Source organism: Duganella kummerowiae (assembly GCF_053572355.1).
In genome coordinates this window covers 34699-50237 of record NZ_JBKFEH010000004.1, presented here as the reverse complement: position 1 = coordinate 50237, position 15539 = coordinate 34699, and the positions used below count along the sequence as shown (strand labels likewise).

13 protein-coding genes and 1 tRNA gene are annotated in these 15539 nt (G+C 65.7%); 9 read left to right on the top strand and 5 right to left on the bottom strand.

From position 1 onward, the window contains the following. Positions 1-4: 4 nt before the first annotated feature. From ACLB1G_RS03625 to ACLB1G_RS03595, 7 genes are all read left to right on the top strand, one after another. Complete coding sequence (locus tag ACLB1G_RS03625) at positions 5-2110, top strand: hydantoinase/oxoprolinase family protein (protein ID WP_491625823.1); 2106 nt, start codon at positions 5-7, stop codon at positions 2108-2110. Continuing rightward, complete coding sequence (locus ACLB1G_RS03620) at positions 2107-3855, top strand: hydantoinase B/oxoprolinase family protein (RefSeq protein ID WP_491625822.1); 1749 nt, start codon at positions 2107-2109, stop codon at positions 3853-3855. The genes ACLB1G_RS03625 and ACLB1G_RS03620 overlap by 4 nt, the downstream gene beginning before the upstream one ends. A 70-nt stretch (positions 3856-3925) precedes the next feature. Next, on the top strand, positions 3926-4231 hold the full coding sequence (locus ACLB1G_RS03615; protein WP_491625821.1) for a hypothetical protein: 306 nt from the start codon (positions 3926-3928) through the stop codon (positions 4229-4231). 12 nt (positions 4232-4243) lie between these two features. Continuing rightward, on the top strand, positions 4244-5293 hold the full coding sequence (locus ACLB1G_RS03610; protein WP_491625820.1) for a CobW family GTP-binding protein: 1050 nt from the start codon (positions 4244-4246) through the stop codon (positions 5291-5293). Positions 5294-5339: 46 nt separating this feature from the next. After that, on the top strand, positions 5340-6767 hold the full coding sequence (locus tag ACLB1G_RS03605; protein ID WP_491625819.1) for an MFS transporter: 1428 nt from the start codon (positions 5340-5342) through the stop codon (positions 6765-6767). 115 nt (positions 6768-6882) lie between these two features. Continuing rightward, positions 6883-7902: a porin gene (locus tag ACLB1G_RS03600; protein WP_491625818.1), complete on the top strand. Its 1020-nt coding sequence runs from the start codon at positions 6883-6885 to the stop codon at positions 7900-7902. Positions 7903-7963: 61 nt separating this feature from the next. Next, a complete protein-coding gene (locus ACLB1G_RS03595; protein WP_491625817.1) occupies positions 7964-9580 on the top strand; it encodes a methyl-accepting chemotaxis protein in 1617 nt (538 codons plus the stop codon). Positions 9581-9609: 29 nt separating this feature from the next. Here the strand turns inward: ACLB1G_RS03595 and ACLB1G_RS03590 are convergent, their stop codons facing one another. Genes ACLB1G_RS03590 through ACLB1G_RS03580 form a run of 3 tightly spaced genes read right to left on the bottom strand, consistent with a single transcriptional unit; the run spans position 9610 to position 13186 of the window. Continuing rightward, the gene (locus tag ACLB1G_RS03590) at positions 9610-10482 is read right to left on the bottom strand and encodes a LytR/AlgR family response regulator transcription factor (protein WP_491625816.1); all 873 of its coding nucleotides are present in this window, start codon (positions 10480-10482) and stop codon (positions 9610-9612) included. Further along, positions 10473-11552: a sensor histidine kinase gene (locus ACLB1G_RS03585; protein ID WP_491625815.1), complete on the bottom strand. Its 1080-nt coding sequence runs from the start codon at positions 11550-11552 to the stop codon at positions 10473-10475. The genes ACLB1G_RS03590 and ACLB1G_RS03585 overlap by 10 nt, the downstream gene beginning before the upstream one ends. Continuing rightward, entirely contained in the window at positions 11549-13186 is a 1638-nt protein-coding gene (locus tag ACLB1G_RS03580; protein ID WP_491625814.1) for a Na+/H+ antiporter, read from the bottom strand. Before ACLB1G_RS03580 ends, ACLB1G_RS03585 begins: the two co-directional genes overlap by 4 nt. 125 nt (positions 13187-13311) lie before the next feature. Here ACLB1G_RS03580 and ACLB1G_RS03575 point away from each other — a divergent pair. Then, positions 13312-13387 (top strand) — tRNA-Gly (locus tag ACLB1G_RS03575). Between the two features lie 63 nt (positions 13388-13450). Here the strand turns inward: ACLB1G_RS03575 and ACLB1G_RS03570 are convergent. Both ACLB1G_RS03570 and ACLB1G_RS03565 read right to left on the bottom strand, forming a co-directional pair. Further along, complete coding sequence (locus tag ACLB1G_RS03570; protein ID WP_491625813.1) at positions 13451-13900, bottom strand: DUF2442 domain-containing protein; 450 nt, start codon at positions 13898-13900, stop codon at positions 13451-13453. Continuing rightward, positions 13897-14130 (bottom strand): hypothetical protein, encoded by a 234-nt coding sequence (locus tag ACLB1G_RS03565; protein WP_491625812.1) that lies wholly within the window; start codon positions 14128-14130, stop codon positions 13897-13899. The genes ACLB1G_RS03570 and ACLB1G_RS03565 overlap by 4 nt, the downstream gene beginning before the upstream one ends. A gap of 444 nt (positions 14131-14574) precedes the next feature. Here ACLB1G_RS03565 and ACLB1G_RS03560 point away from each other — a divergent pair, with 444 nt between their 5' ends. Then, the gene (locus ACLB1G_RS03560) at positions 14575-15528 is read left to right on the top strand and encodes a chemotaxis protein (RefSeq protein WP_491625811.1); all 954 of its coding nucleotides are present in this window, start codon (positions 14575-14577) and stop codon (positions 15526-15528) included. The last annotated feature ends 11 nt before the right edge of the window (positions 15529-15539 follow it).

Here is a 15539-nt window from a genome sequence, read left to right as displayed (position 1 = left end):
TCCCATGACCCGCCCAAGCACTCCCGGCAAACGCAGCGCCGGCCACCTCCGCATCGCCGTCGACATCGGCGGCACTTTCACCGATCTGGCGATCCTGAACGAACAAACCGGCGAACTGTCCTTCGGCAAGGCCCTGTCGACGCACGGCCAGCTGGTGGACGGCATCCAGAACACCCTGGACAATGCCGGCGCCCACGTCGAAGACGGCGGCCTGTTCCTGCACGGCTCGACCATCGCCATCAACACCCTGCTCGAACGCAACGGCGCCAAGACCGCGCTGCTGATCACCCAGGGCTTCCGCGACATTTACGAGATCGGCCGCGTCAACCGTCCCGACGCCTACAACCTGTTCTTCTCCAAGCACGAGCCGCTGATACGCCGTTCGCTGCGCTACGAAGTGCCCGAGCGCCTGCTGGCCGACGGCACCGTCCACGTGCCGCTGGACGAGGAGCGCGTGCGCGAGCTGGCGCGTGAACTCAAGGCCGAGGGCGTCGACGCCGTCGCCATCCTGCTGCTGCATTCCTACCGCAACGCGGCCCACGAGATCCGGGTGCGCGAGATCGTGCGCGAAGAGCTGCCTGGCGTGTTCGTCACCGCCTCGCACGAGCTGTCGCAGGAGTACCGCGAGTTCGAGCGCGTCTCCACCGTGGCGGCCAACGCCTACGTCGGCCCTCGCGTGTCCGATTACCTGGGCCAGTTGGAAACCCACCTGACCGAGCAGGGATTCCCGGGCGACTTCTACGCCGTGCAATCGACCGGCGGCCTGTTCCCGCTCGATCACGCCCGCCGCGAATGCGTGCGCATGCTCGAATCCGGCCCGGCGGCTGGGGTGATCGGCGCCCAGGCCATCTGCGCCCAGCTCGGCTTGGGCGACGCCATCGCCTTCGATATGGGCGGCACCACCGCCAAGGCCGGCGTGATCAGCGAGGGCAAGCCTCTCACCAGCAGCAGCGCCCTGATCGGCGGCTACGAAAAGGCCTTGCCGATCCAGATCCCGATGATCGACATCTTCGAAGTGGGTACCGGCGGCGGCAGTATCGCCCGCCTGGAGGTGGGCAATGCGCTGCGCGTCGGCCCGCAGAGCGCCGGTTCCAACCCCGGTCCGGTATGTTACCGCCGCGGCGGCGCCGAACCGACCGTCACCGACGCCAACCTGCTGCTCGGCCGCCTGGACGAGAACAACTTCCTCGGCGGCGAGATGCTGCTCGATAAGCAGGCCGCGCATGCGGCCATGGTGGAACGCATCGCCAATCCGCTGGACCTCGATCCGATCAAGGCCGCCGACGGTATCCTGCGCATTGCCGTGACGTCGATGTCGCACGCGGTCAAGGCAGTCACCACCGAACGCGGACTCGACGCCGGCGCCTTCACGATGGTGGTCTACGGCGGCGCCGGTCCGCTGCACGCGTCGGCGATCGCCCGCGAACTGGGCATCCGCAAGGTGCTCATTCCGTATGCGCCCGGCTATTTCTCCGCCTACGGCATGCTGTTCTCCGATCTGCGCTACGACTATGTGCGCTCGGTGTTCCGCAAGCTCGACGACGTATCGTTCGAGGAAATCGAGGCGATTTACGCCGAGATGGAGGAAGAGGGCCGTGCCGCGCTGGCGCAGTCGGCCGTCACGCCGGAGTCCATCGTCATCGAACGCGCCGCCGACATGCGCTATGTCGGCCAGGAGCACGCGGTGGCGGTCGACCTGGAAACCGAATACTTCGCGCGCCAGGACCGCGCCGCCATCAAGCAGCGTTTCGACGCGGTCCACGCGGTGCGCTACGGCACCTCGGCGCCGGCCGAACCGGCCGACCTGGTCAGCCTGCGGGTGACGGTGCTGGGCGTGATGCGCAAGCCGCCGCGCCACGCGGTGGAGGAGGGCAGCGCGACACCGCCGGCCGAAGCGCTGCGCGCCAGCAAACCGGTGTACTTCCGTTCGGCCCAGGGCTTTGTAGCCGCCAACGTCTACAAACGCCATCTGCTACGCAGCGGCAACCGGATCGACGGTCCGGCGCTGGTTGAGGAACATGCCTCGACCACGGTCATCCAGCCCGGCGACTCGGCACTGGTCGACGCCTGCGGCAACCTGCAAATTTCCATCGGGAGCGAACTGCAATGAACGGACCACAATCGGTTGACGCCGTTACCGTCGAAATCATCCGCAACGGCCTGATCGCCGTGACGGAGGAAATGAAGTCCAACCTGACCCGCACCGCCTACAACCTGATCATCTACGAGGCGCTCGACTTCACGGTCGGCCTGTTCACCGTCGAGGGTGATTCGATCTCGATCGGGCTGGGCCTGCCGATGTTCATCCGCGGCATGAGCGAAACGGTCAAGGCCAAGATCCGCCACTTCGGCCTGGAGAACATCGAACCGGGCGATATCCTGGTCACCAACGATGCCTACACCACCGGCAGCCACCTGAACCACTTCACCTTCACCATGCCGGTGTTCCATGAAGATCAGCTGATCGGCTTTACCTGCTGCATGGCGCACTGGCTCGACGTCGGCGGCACGCTGGGCCAGATCACCACCGACATCTACTCGGAAGGCATCCAGATCCCCATCGTCAAGTACCGCAAGCGCGGCGTCGTCAACCAGGACCTGGTCGACATCATCGCCATGAACGTGCGCCTGTCCGAGCGCGCCATGGGCGACCTGCGCGCCCAGATCACCGCCATCACCACCGGCGAGCGCCGCTTCCTGGAACTGGTGCGGCGTTACAGCTGGCCGGCGGTGAAGGGCGCGGTGGCGCAGATCATGGACCATTCGGAAGCGCTGGCGCGCGCCAACACGCTGACCATCCCGGATGGCGTGTACGAAGCGGAGTCGTTCATGGACGACGACGGCCTGGAAGTGGGCAAGCGCATTCCTATCCGCGTCAAGGTGACCGTCAGCGGCGACGAGATGACGGTGGACTTCACCGACGTCGCCAAGCAGGTGCGCGGCTTCTACAATTCCGGCTTCACCACCGGCATCGCCTGCGCGCAGGTGGCCTACAAATGCCTGACCACGCCGACCGACTATCCGGTCAACGACGGCAGCTTCCGCCCGCTCAAGGTCATCATGCCCATGGGTACGGTGATCAGCGCCGAACGGCCGTTCCCGATGCGGGTCTGGATGACCTTCCCGATGACGGTGATCGACACCATCTTCAAGGCGCTGGCGCCGGCCATACCCGACCGCGCCATCGCCGGCCACCACGCCGACCTGGTGTTCCCCAACATCCACGGCATTTCGCCGGAAGACGGCCGCTTGTTCATCGTCGGTATCGGCCCGCTGGGCGGCGGCTGGGGCGCCAAGGCGCGCGAGGATGGGGTTTCGGCCACGGTCTGCATCAACGACGGCGACACCCACAACAGCCCGACCGAGCAACTCGAGGCCAAGTATCCGGTGCTGGTGGAAAGCTACCGGCTGCGCGAGGACAGCGCCGGGCCGGGCCGCCAGCGCGGCGGCCTGGGCGCCGAAATGGTGGTGCAGGCGCTCTCGCCGTTTGCCGTCACCACCCGCATCGACCGTGTCCACTGCAAGCCGTGGGGACTCGATGGCGGCCACGATGCAGCCGGCAACGGCATCGGCATCCGCCGCAACGGGGTGTGGGACGAGGAACAGCCGAACGCCAAGATCTTCAACGTCAGGCTGGCGCGCGGCGATGCCTACAAGATGCGCTCCGGCGGTGGCGGCGGCTTTGGATCGCCGGCCGAGCGCGATCCCGAACTGGTGGCGCATGATGTCCGCGAAGGCTATGTCAGCGCGGCCCAGGCGGCTGACGCCTACCGGGTGGCGCTGACGGCCGACGGCCAGGTCGATGCGGCCGCCACCGCCCGCCTGCGCGCCGGCGGCCAGGCCGCCACGGTGTAAGGCCATGGCGCCCGCCCAACCCGTTCCGGCGGTCGGCGTCGCCAGCGAACTGCTCGAGATCTGGCAACGCTTGTCCAGCCAGCACGTGGCCCTGGCGACGGGCTGCGCCTGCGGCGTCGGCGGCGTCACCCTGCGGCTGGAGGATTTCGAGCAGGACATCGCCGATTACCTGCTGGCGCAGGCTGAACGCAGCCAGCGCGCCGACGTCGTCGCGCTGCTGCGCCGCCATGGCTACGACGAGGCGGCAGGCGCCTGGCGCCTCGGCGCCTTGCTGCAGGGCTTGATCGACACTCCCGAAGCCGACGCCGGGATGGCCGATTTCATCCTGTCCCGGCTGGGCAAGACACTGCGTTCGTTCGCCAAGCTGCACGGGTGAAAGGGAAACGATATGAAGCTAGCTACTCAAAAGGCCACGTCCACGCTGCCGGTGACGGTGCTGACCGGGTTTCTCGGCAGCGGCAAGACCACCTTGCTGTCGCACATACTGCGCGATCCGGGCTACGCCCGCGCCGCCGTCATCATCAATGAGTATGGGGCCGTCGGTCTGGACCACGAGCTGCTCGAGCAGACCCGCGAAGAGCTGGTGTTGCTGGCCAACGGCTGCGTGTGCTGCACGGTGCGCGGCGACCTGCTGGCGGCCTTGAAACGCCTGCAGGCAGAGGGCGGCGCGCTTGGCGTCAACCGGGTGCTGGTCGAGACCACCGGACTGGCCGACCCGGCGCCCATACTGCACACGCTGATGTCGGACGAGACACTGCGCGGGCACTTTCATTTCGAGCGGCTGATCACCACGGTGGACGCGGTCAACGGCGGCTCCACGCTGGACCTGCACCCGGCCGCCGTCAACCAGGTGGCGCTGGCCGACCGCCTGGTGCTGACCAAGGACGACCTGGTGAGCGAGGCGCAGCGCCAGGCCTTGCTCGGGCGGCTGCAGCGGCTCAATCACGGCGCGCCGGTGAACGTGGTGCTGCATGGACGGATCGCGCCGGAACTGCTGTTCGGCGCTGCGCCGGCCGAACGTCACGGCAGCCCCGGTCACGGCGATGGACACCAGCACGAGCACGGGCACGGGCACCAGCATGGGCACCACCACGACCACGATCACGATCACGGCGTACCCCACGGCCACCACGACGACGGCATCCGTTCCTATGCGGTGGTGCTGGACGAGCCGATCTCGCGCCAGGCCTTCGAATCCTGGCTGGCCTTGATCACTTCCATGCGCGGGCCCGACCTGCTGCGCATCAAGGGCCTGGTGCAGGTGCGCGAGCACCCCGGCCAGCCGGTGCTGTTCCACGGCGTGCAGCATGTGTTCCACCCGCCGCGCGTGCTCGACGCGTGGCCCGGCGAGGACCGGCGCACCCGGCTGGTGTTCATCACCCGCGGCATCGAACTGGAGGAGATCGAGGACACGCTGTCCATCTTCGCCCACAAATAAAAAATCGCCGCGCAGACGGCGAACAACCCCATATAACGGAGACACCATGAGCATTGCATCATACCCGGCGGGACTGCAACAAAAAGAGGCCGCCGCCGCAGCGCCAGGCAGGCGCGCCGCCGGCCTGCTATTCCGCTTCGAAAATGTCCACATGAGCCGCTGGCACACCAGGGCGCGCATCGTCATGGGCACGGCCACTTTCTTCGATGCGTTCGACGCCTTGTCGCTGGCCTTCGTGCTGCCGGTGCTGATCGGGCTATGGCACATCACGCCCGGCGAGGTGGGCCTGCTGATTGCCGCCGGCTACCTGGGACAGGTGATCGGCGCCTTGTTCTTCGGCTGGCTGGCCGAGCGGATCGGGCGCGTGCGCAGCGCCGGCCTCACCATCGGCCTGATGTCGGTGATGAGCATCCTGTGCGCCTGCACCGGCAACCTGCACATGCTGTTCCTGGCGCGCTTCGTCCAGGGCATAGGCGTAGGCGGCGAGGTGCCGGTGGCCGCGACCTACATCAACGAGCTGTCGCAGACACACGGCCGCGGCCGTTTCTTCATGCTGTATGAAATGATCTTTCCGATCGGCCTGCTGGGCGCGGCCCAGATCGGCGCCTTCGTCGTCCCCCGTTACGGCTGGGAGTGCATGTTCCTGGTCGGCGGGCTGCCTGGCCTGGTGATCACGTATTTTGTCTGCCGCCTGCCGGAGTCGCCGCGCTGGCTGATCGCGCGCGGCCGCTACGACGCGGCCGAAAAGATCATCGCCGGCGCCGAAGCGGCCTCGCCGGCGCGGCACATCGACCCGGCCGACAGCGCCGCCGTCGAGCAGCGCATCGCCGCCATCATCAACACCCAGCAAAACCAGCGCAAGCGCTCCTGGAAAGAGCTGTTCTCGCCCATCTACCGCCCGCGCACGCTGGTGGTCTGGGTGCTGTGGGCGAGCGCCTATTTCATCGCCAACGGTATCAACAACTGGTTGCCCAGCCTGTATAAAACCGTGTATCACCTGCCGCTGCAGGAGGCCTTGCGCATGGCGTCGCTGTCGAATGTGCTCAGCACCTGCGCCGTCATTTGCTGCGCGCTGATCATCGATCGCGTCGGCCGGCGCCGCTGGGCCATCGGCAGTTTCTGCGTGGCCGGCATGCTGCTCGTCGGGCTGGTCGCGCTGGGCACGGAAAGCGCCACCAATGTGATGATACTGGCTTCGGGCGCCTACGCGGTGATGGGCACCACCACCGTCATGCTGTACCTGTACACCTCGGAGATTTATCCGACCCGGATGCGGGCCATCGGCACCGGATTGGCGACCTCGTGGCTGCGTGCGGCCTCGGCCGCCGCCCCGGCCATGGTGGGCGTGGTATTGGCCAAGCAGGGCATCGCCATGGTGTTCCTGGTGTTCGCCGGCGTCACCGTCGTCGGACTGGTCGCGAGCTGGCGCATGATAGAGACCAGCAACCGCTCACTCGAAGAAATTTCCCCCTGATCGTTGCCGGCCGCCATGGCGTCCGCTGTGGCGGTTTAGTAACGCTACCGATTATTCCATTGCTCTGCAGAACTGCTGCGTGTAGCCTGGACTCAAACTAAAAAAAGGAAATGTCATGGAGACAAACCGTTTATCCGTGCTGGTGGCGCTCAGCCTTGCCAGCGGCGCCGCCATGGAGGCGCAGGCCCAATCATCGATCGAGGTTTACGGCCTGGTCGGCGCCTACGCCGGGCGTATGCAACGCAGTGGCGATGCCGCTGCCGCCACCCAGGTCAACGGCGGTGGACTGACCACCTCGTTTATCGGCTTCCGCGGCAAGGAGGATCTGGGCGGCGACCTCAGGGCGGTCTATTCGCTGGAGAGCTTCTTCCGTCCCGATACCGGCGAACAAGGCCGCAGCACGGCCGATCCCTTGTTCTCCCGTAACGCCTGGGTAGGCCTGGAAGGAAACTGGGGACGCCTGAGCCTGGGACGCCAGACCAATCCTGCCTATGCGGCGATGCTGCAATTGAGTCCGTTCGGCACCTCGGTGGTGTTTTCGCCCCTGGTGCTGCAGACCTTCGTCGCCACCTACGGCAGCAACGTGCTGGGCGATACGGTCTGGAATAACGTCATCCAATACGCTACGCCCACGGTCAACGGCTTCCGCGGCACGGTGCAGTATGGCCCGGGCGAAGTGGCTGGCAAATCCGGGGTGGCCAATCTCGGCCTGCATGGCACGTATAGCAGCGGCGCTTTCGTGGCCTCGCTGTCCGCGCAGCGCTTGCGGGTCAATGTCCTGACGCCGGTGGCGGCAGAACAGAGGGTCGTGCTGGGCGGCGCCAGCTACGATTTCGGCGTGCTCCGGCTCTACGGCAACGGCTCGCGCACACTCATCGATGGCGGCCGCTCCACGCGCACTGGCGACATCGGCGTGTCGGTGCCGGTCTCGCAGGCCGGCTCGTTGATGGCGGAGATCGCCCGTTCGCGCATCGATGCGCCGCGCGTGGCAGACACCTTCCGCACCACGTCATCGTTCGGCTACGACTACCGGTTGTCGAAGCGCACCGACGTCTATGCGGTCTACTCGCGCGACAAGCGCAGCGGCGCCGCCTCGGCCGGCAGCCAGGCTATCGGTCTCAGGCATATGTTCTGACACGGCGTATCGCGGCGTATCACGGTGTATCACGGTGGTTTTCAAGTATTGAGAGGTATGTATGCGCTGGTTCTACGATTTGAAAATCGCGACCAAATTGTTTGTCGCTTTCGGCCTGGTGCTGCTGCTGACGCTGGCGATGGGCGTCAGTGCCATCTATTCGATGGGCCGCGTCAACCAGGCCAGCCGCGATCTGTCGCAGGATTGGATGCCCGGGGTAAGGGTGGCCATGAGCCTGCGCACCGACCTGGCCGAGATGCGCCGCTGGGAGCTGGCCCATTTGCTTGCCGACGACGACAAGGCGATGGCCGGCTACGAAAAGCGGATGAACGAAATCGAGGCGGGCACCAATGCCGACCGCGCCGCGTACAACAAGCTGATCTCCAGCGACGAGGAACGCACGCTGACCGCTGATTTCGACCGCGACTGGGCCACCTTCATGGCTGAACATCCGAAGATCATGGCGCTGTCGCGCCAGCACCAGAAGGCCGAGGCGCGGACCTTGCTGATCGGGCCGTCGGCCAAGGCCATGGCGGGAATTTTCGAGACGGTCAATCAGCTGGTCAAGTTCAACACCGCCGGCGGCGATGCCACCAGCGACGCCGCGGCCGTCACCTACGATAAGGCGCGCATGAGCGCGGTCGTGCTGCTGGCGCTGAACATCGGTATCGGCATCGCGTTGGCGGCCTGGATCGCCCGCGTCGTGTCGGTGCCGCTGCAACAAGCCGTCTCGCTGGCGCGTGCGGTCGCAGGCGGCGATCTGACGCCGGATATCGAAGCCAGGTCGGCGTGTGAAACCGGACAGTTGATGCAGGCGCTGCGGGAGATGACGGGCAATCTGGCCCAACTGGTAAGCCAGGTGCGCGGCAGTACCGAGACCATCGCCACCGCATCGTCGCAAATCGCCTCGGGCAACCTGGATTTGTCGTCCCGCACCGAGGAGCAGGCCAGTTCGCTGGAGGAAACGGCGTCGTCGATGGAAGAACTGACCAGCACCGTGAAACAGAACGCCGACAATGCACGCCAGGCCAACCAGCTGGCACAATCGGCGTCGGACATCGCGGCGCAGGGCGGCGACGCGGTAGCGCGGGTGGTCGAGACGATGGAGTCGATCAACGCGTCGTCGGCAAAGATCGTCGATATCATCAGCGTGATCGATGGCATCGCGTTCCAGACCAACATCCTGGCCTTGAACGCCGCGGTCGAGGCGGCGCGCGCCGGTGAGCAGGGGCGCGGTTTCGCGGTGGTGGCCAGCGAGGTGCGCACGCTGGCCCAGCGTTCGGCGGCGGCGGCCAAGGACATCAAGGCGCTCATCGGCGACTCGGTGGAAAAGGTCCGGGGCGGCTCGGAGCTGGTCAATGCGGCGGGGACCACGATGGACAAGGTGGTTGCCAGCATCACCCGCGTGACCGACATCATGCGCGAAATCACCTCGGCCAGCCTGGAACAGAGCGAAGGCATAGAGCAGGTCAACCAGGCCATCACCCAGATGGACCAGGTAACACAGCAGAACGCGGCCCTGGTCGAGCAGGCCGCCGCTGCGGCCGAATCGATGCAGGAGCAGGCGGCCCGCTTGAGCGAGATGGTGATGGTGTTCAAGCTGGGATCGACGCCGGCCGGCGCCATCCAGGTGCGGCGTGGGGAGCCGGCGGGCGCGGCGCAGTTCCGGCTGAAATAAGCCGGTCGTCCGGTCGGCATGCCGGGTGATCAGCCCGGCGGCGCGCCCGCAGCCAGTGATGCGCCGCAGGCGCGCAGGCGTTCCAGCAGCTCGGCGCGGTACTGGCGGCTGCAAGGCACGCGGGCCCCGCCGCGCAGCAGTAGTTCGGCGTCGCCTTTTTCCAGGTTGACGATGCTGTCCACCCAGTCCAGCCGCACGGCGGCGCGCCGGTGGCAGCGGGCGAAGCCTGGGCCGAGCTTGTCGAGCAGCCCGGCCAGGGTCTGGCGCATCAGCGGCGCGCCGCCGGCCGTGTGCAGGACCACATAATTGTCGGCCGTTTCTATCCACTGGATGTCCTCTACCCGCACCACGCGCGTCCTGCCGCGTTCCGGGATCAGCAGCTGGGCCGGAGGCGGCAGCAGCGGCGTCTGGAGCGCTCCCGGGGCCGCTTGCGCCGTGGTTACGCCGCCGTAGCTGCCTGGGTCCGCGTGCGCCGCGGTGGCGCCGTTGTTGCCGTCGGGGCCACAGGCGGCGGACGCCACTACCGTGGTGGGCCCTGCTGGCGGCGCCATCAGGCGTGCGCGCACGCGCGCCAGGGCGCGCGCCAGGCGCTGCTGGTCGTAGGGCTTGAGCAGGTAGTCGACCGCGTTGGCGTCAAAGGCGCGGATCGCATATTGGTCGTAAGCGGTCACGAACACCACCAGCGGCGCCGGCGCGGGCAGCGAGGCTGCCACATCGAGGCCGCTCACCTCCGGCATCTGGATATCGAGCAGCAGCAGGTCCGGCGCAAAGGCGGGCAGCTGCTCCAGCGCCTCGACGCCGTCGCGCGCCTCGCCAATGGCCGTGATGCCCGTATCCTGCTCCAGCAGGCGGCGCAGCTTGTCGCGCGCCGGGCGCTCGTCATCCACGATCATCACGCGCATGGCAGCCTCATTTCCGCCCGCACCCCGGCGGGCTGCAGTTGGATCAACTCGAAGGAGGCGGCGTCGCCATGCAGGGCTTCCAGCCGGCGCCGCAGGTTCTGCACGCCGATGCCGGAGGAGGGCGGCCGATCGCAGTCCGCCAGGCGGCCGGCGTCATCCTCCAGCCGCAGAACCAGGGCGCCGTCCTCGCGGCGGGCCGAGATGGCGATGCGGGTGGGCTGGCGGCGCCGCTCCACCGTGTGCTTGAACACGTTTTCCAGCAGCGGCTGCAGGCTCATGACCGGCACCTCGCAGGCCAGCGCTGCCGGGTCGATGTCCCACGCGATCTCCACCCGGTCGGCAAACCGTTCCGCCATCAGGGCCGCGTAGCCGCGCAGCAGCCGCAGCTCGGTCTCCAGCGCCACCTGCGGCTGGCCGCCCGCGTCCAGGGTGGCGCGCAGGACGTCGGCCAGCTGGACCAGCATGGCGTCGGCGCGCTGCACATCGCTGTGCATCAGCGACGAAATGGTGTTGAGGGCGTTGAACAGGAAATGCGGCTGGATCTGCTGGGTAAGCTGGTGCAGCCGGGTCTCGCGCAGGGCCGCGTCGGCTTGCGCCGCCAGCAGCTTTTCCTGCTGCAGGGCGTGGTAGGACAGCACGCCGAACAGGATGATGACGAAGATGGAAAAGAACACCGTCATCTTGATGTCCTCGTACAGGAATACCTCGGCCCAGCCGCCATGCGTGTAGCGCTGTCCGGCCAGCGCATACACGGCGTGGCGGATACCGAATGCCAGCGGCACGAAGGCGGCCCAGTACACCAGCAGCCAGGGCAGCTGGCGCGCGAACCAGCGCGCCGGCTGGGTCACCAGGTGGTCGTGGCGCCGCGTTGCGCGCCGCTGCAGCAACAGCAGCAGGGTGCCGACCACGGCGGAAGAACCTTCCCACAGCACCGGTTTCCACAGCTCGTGGCCCCCATCGCGCAAATAATCCTGCACGGCGGTGGCGATCATCAGCATCCAGAAGATGATCCAGGCCAGGCGTATGGCCAGCCGGCTGGCCGGCGGCAGCTGCAGGGGGGCGGCGCTCATCGGTAGCGCGCCTCGGTCAGGTCGATCTCGCGCACCAGCTTGCGCGAGATCTCATCGGACAGCCTGCCGTTGCGGGTCAGGTTGAAGATGGTGCGGCGTTCGGCCTCCAGCGCCTGCAAGCGCAGCACGCGTTCGGCGCGGTCGGTCTTGCGGTAAGTCTTGTTGTTGCCCGGCTCCTCGTCCTCGGCTTCGTTCAGGCGATGCTGGTACAGCGCGATCACACGCGCGGCCGCCTGCGGATAGACCTCGGCGTCGGGGCTGGCCGGCATGTGCTCCAGCTGCGCCTGTTCGACGGCGACGATGGCCGCGCCGGCGGCCGCGCGCCGCGCCGCATCCTCTTCCTTCTGTTCCGTGCTCTCCTCCGGGAAGTGGACCCCGTTCAGCAAGCGCGGCAGGGCGATGCTGGCCACCAGCAGCGACACCAGTATCACCGAGCAGGCCAGGAACACGGCCAGTTCGCGGGCCGGGAAGGGATGGCCGCCCGGCGTGGCCAGTGGCAACGTCAGCACGCCGGCCAGCGTGATGGTGCCGCGCGCGCCGGCCAGGGTGGTGGCCAGCAGCAGCCGTGGCTGTATCTTGTGGCGCGGCTGGCCGCGCTTCTTCTGCTTGTACACGGTCAGGCGCAGCGAGGCCCATACCCACACCATGCGCAGCGCCAGCAGGCCGAAGCAGATCACGCAGGTGTACACGGCCAGCCACCAGGGATTCATGTGGCCGCCCTGTTCGATGGAGTCGCGCGCGCCGCGGAAAATGTCGGGCAGTTGCTCGCCCAGCAGCACGAACATGATGCCGTTCAGCGCGAACTGCACCGTGTCCCAAACGGCCGAGCGCTGGATGCGGGTGGCGGCCAGCGCATGGCCGCTCAGTTCCACATAGCTCATGGCGATGCCGGCGGCGACGGCGGCCAGGATGCCGGAGGCATGCAGGCGCTCGGCCACCAGGTAGGCCCCGAACGGGATCAGCAGGTTGACCAGGATGGGCGAGCCGGCCGGCTCGCCGAAGTGGCGCGTCAGCCAGCGCTGCACCCAGGTGATGGCCATGGTAACGGCCACCCCGGCCGCGATGCCGCCGGCCGCCAGCCACAGGAAGGTGAGGGCGGCCTGGCCCAGCGAGAAGCTGCCGGTCATGGCAGCCGCCACGGCGAAGCGGAAGCACACCAGGCCGCTGGCGTCGTTCAGCAGCGATTCGCCTTCCAGGATGTGCATCAGGCGCTTGGGGATAGGCGTGCTGGCGGCGATGGAACTGACCGCCACCGGATCGGTGGGCGAGATGATGGCGGCCAGCGCGAACGCCACCGGCAGCGGCATGGCCGGTATCATCCAGTGGATCAGGAAACCGGCGCCGACCACGGTGAACACCACCAGGCCCAGCGCCAGCTCCAGGATGATGCCCTTGTCGCGCAGCAGGCCGTTTTTGGGGATGCGCCAGCCGTCCAGGAACAGCAGGGGCGGCAGGAAGGCCAGGAAGAACAGGTCCGGTTCCAGTTCCACGCCGTGCGAGGACTTGGCGGCGATCAGCGCGCCCAGCGCGATTTGAACCAGCGGCAGCGGCACCGTGAACGGGATCAGGCGCACCAGGTAGGCGCTGGCCACCACCGCCAGCAGCATCAACAACACGACTTCGATGGCATCCATTCCCGGTACGGCTCCTTGCTAGGCATCATGATAAGGATGGCTAGCTTACACTACGCGGCGGCTGGCAAAAACTTAGCCGCTGGCACTGGCGTTCCTGAAACCTTTCTGTCATAATACGGCCTTCTGCGGGAGTAGCTCAGTTGGTAGAGCGCAACCTTGCCAAGGTTGAGGTCGAGAGTTCGAGACTCTTCTCCCGCTCCAGAATTCAAAAAAGCCGTTTGGTCGAAAGACCGAGCGGCTTTTTTAATGGCGGCGAGAACTTTGCTATTCGGCCTGAGCGAGTTTGCGTGGGCGGCCACCTTTATGGCCGTTCTCGCGTGCAGCCAGGACTTTCGCTGCGCTGCGGCGACTGCCATTACGAACAGCGATCACGCTAGAAGCCAGTTCCATTAGCGGTTTGCTTGCCGAAACCAAGCCTGCAATTGACACATGCAGGTCATGCTCTTCCAGGCACAATGCACTGCCAGCCAGGCCAATCTTGATACGTTCCAGGTCGTCCAAACTCAGCCGCGCGAATTCTGCATATTTTGTTACTGGCAGTAAAATAGCCGCGTTATCGGCAAAGCTGACAGCCAGCGCCTTGAACTCGGGCAGGTAGCGTACAGCTTGGGCAGGCGGCATTTTACTGCGGTGTTTGCGCTCTTCAACGGCTTGTTCCCGTATTTCCTCCGTCACCGGTTCGTCTTTGTATTCCCGTGCGTTGACTATCTTCATAATTGAATCTCCAAGGGAGCAGGCTGACCCGCCAATTGCAGTAGAGTTCGGTTGCCCTGACCATCAAAACGCGCCGCCACAATATCCAGCGCACCTCGCCGGCGCTGCTGCGGGCTAACGACTTCTTCCGCAGCCACATCCCATTGCTGGTTCTCCAAGCAAGCCGTATTCCGGCTGACCCACCACAGTTCACGCGCCCGACGCAGTTCCCGCTTGAGCGCTTGGCGCAACTCTTCGAGCACCGCTGAACTTGGTTCTTTTTTTTTTCAGGAGTGACATCCCACAACCTGACACCGTTGTGCCAGAAACTGAACTGGAAGCGTGCATCCCATCTTTCGGTACCCACATGCACATGAGGCGGACAGTGTTCGTTCCTTGTCAGGACGACCAAATCCAATCCTTTGTGTGTGCAAATTTTCATACAAACCTAACAGTTGGGTTTATGTCATATTACGCTCAGTGAGCATATCGTGCAAACGAGGACGTATTTCGCGGTGTAATTCATTTCTACGTTGGCTGGATTGTCAATTTTCCACGTCAATCTGTTGCACGGCTCGCACGCTGAGACGCAATTCCCGTCAAAGGACTGGTACTCTGGAGCAATTTCGTTATACTGGAACGCACCACGCGCCGGTATCTGCCGGACGCTTTCAGGGAACCACGGAGAAGACTTTATGAAATCAGTCCAGCAGGAAGTTGATGAGCGCAGTAATTTGACCAACTCGAACAAGTTCGAATTGCTGCTGTTCCGCCTGGGCGGCGACGCCACCGGCAATCACTCCGAGCTGTTCGGCATCAACGTCTTCAAGATACGAGAGATCGTCGCCATGCCGGAAGTGACGGCCGTGGCCGGCTCGCCGCCGCACATGCTGGGCGTGGTCAACCTGCGCGGCCAGATCATCACGGTGCTGGACTTGCCGGGCATCGTCGGCGTCACGCCCAAGACCGGCCTGAACATCATGCTGGTGACGGAGTTCGCGCGCACCACGCAAGCGTTCGCGGTCGAGTCCGTGGACGAGATCGTGCGCCTGGACTGGAGCCAGGTGCTGACCGCCGAAGGCACGGCCGGCGGCAAGGTCACCTCCATCGCGCGCGTCGACGGCGACGTGCAGAACACCCGCCTGGCCCAGGTGCTGGACGTGGAAACCATCCTGCGCGACCTGGTCCCGCCGGAAAAAGAGGATGTGGATCCGGAAACCATCGGTCCCAAGGTGCTGCTCAAGCCGGGTTCCGTGGTGCTGGCCGCCGACGACTCGGTGGTGGCGCGCAACCTGATCGAGAAGGGCTTGAACGCCATGGGCGTGCACTTCATCATGACCAAGTCCGGCAAGGAAGCCTGGGACCGCCTGCAGGTCATGGCCGATAGCGCCAAGGCCGAAGGCATCCCCGTCGAAAACAAGGTCGCCATGATACTGACCGACCTGGAAATGCCGGAAATGGATGGCTTCACCCTGACCCGCCTGGTCAAGCAGGACGCCCGCTTCAGCAAGATTCCCGTGGTGATCCATTCCTCGCTGTCCGGCAAGACCAATGAAGACCACGTCAAGGGCGTGGGCGCGGACGCCTACGTGGCCAAATTCTCGGCCGAGGACCTGGCCGGCACCATCCGCAGCGTTCTCAGTAAATAAACTCGGCGGCC

Excerpts from the sequence above, each read along its gene's own strand:
- ACLB1G_RS03580 (WP_491625814.1), bottom strand. The coding sequence starts at position 13,186 with ATGGATGCCATCGAAGTCGTGTTGTTGATGCTGCTGGCGGTGGTGGCC.
- ACLB1G_RS03605 (WP_491625819.1), top strand. The coding sequence starts at position 5,340 with ATGAGCATTGCATCATACCCGGCGGGACTGCAACAAAAAGAGGCCGCC.
- ACLB1G_RS03625 (WP_491625823.1), top strand. The coding sequence starts at position 5 with ATGACCCGCCCAAGCACTCCCGGCAAACGCAGCGCCGGCCACCTCCGC.
- ACLB1G_RS03590 (WP_491625816.1), bottom strand. The coding sequence starts at position 10,482 with ATGCGCGTGATGATCGTGGATGACGAGCGCCCGGCGCGCGACAAGCTG.
- ACLB1G_RS03595 (WP_491625817.1), top strand. The coding sequence starts at position 7,964 with ATGCGCTGGTTCTACGATTTGAAAATCGCGACCAAATTGTTTGTCGCT.
- ACLB1G_RS03560 (WP_491625811.1), top strand. The coding sequence starts at position 14,575 with ATGAAATCAGTCCAGCAGGAAGTTGATGAGCGCAGTAATTTGACCAAC.
- ACLB1G_RS03585 (WP_491625815.1), bottom strand. The coding sequence starts at position 11,552 with ATGAGCGCCGCCCCCCTGCAGCTGCCGCCGGCCAGCCGGCTGGCCATA.
- ACLB1G_RS03570 (WP_491625813.1), bottom strand. The coding sequence starts at position 13,900 with ATGAAGATAGTCAACGCACGGGAATACAAAGACGAACCGGTGACGGAG.
- ACLB1G_RS03600 (WP_491625818.1), top strand. The coding sequence starts at position 6,883 with ATGGAGACAAACCGTTTATCCGTGCTGGTGGCGCTCAGCCTTGCCAGC.
- ACLB1G_RS03610 (WP_491625820.1), top strand. The coding sequence starts at position 4,244 with ATGAAGCTAGCTACTCAAAAGGCCACGTCCACGCTGCCGGTGACGGTG.
- ACLB1G_RS03620 (WP_491625822.1), top strand. The coding sequence starts at position 2,107 with ATGAACGGACCACAATCGGTTGACGCCGTTACCGTCGAAATCATCCGC.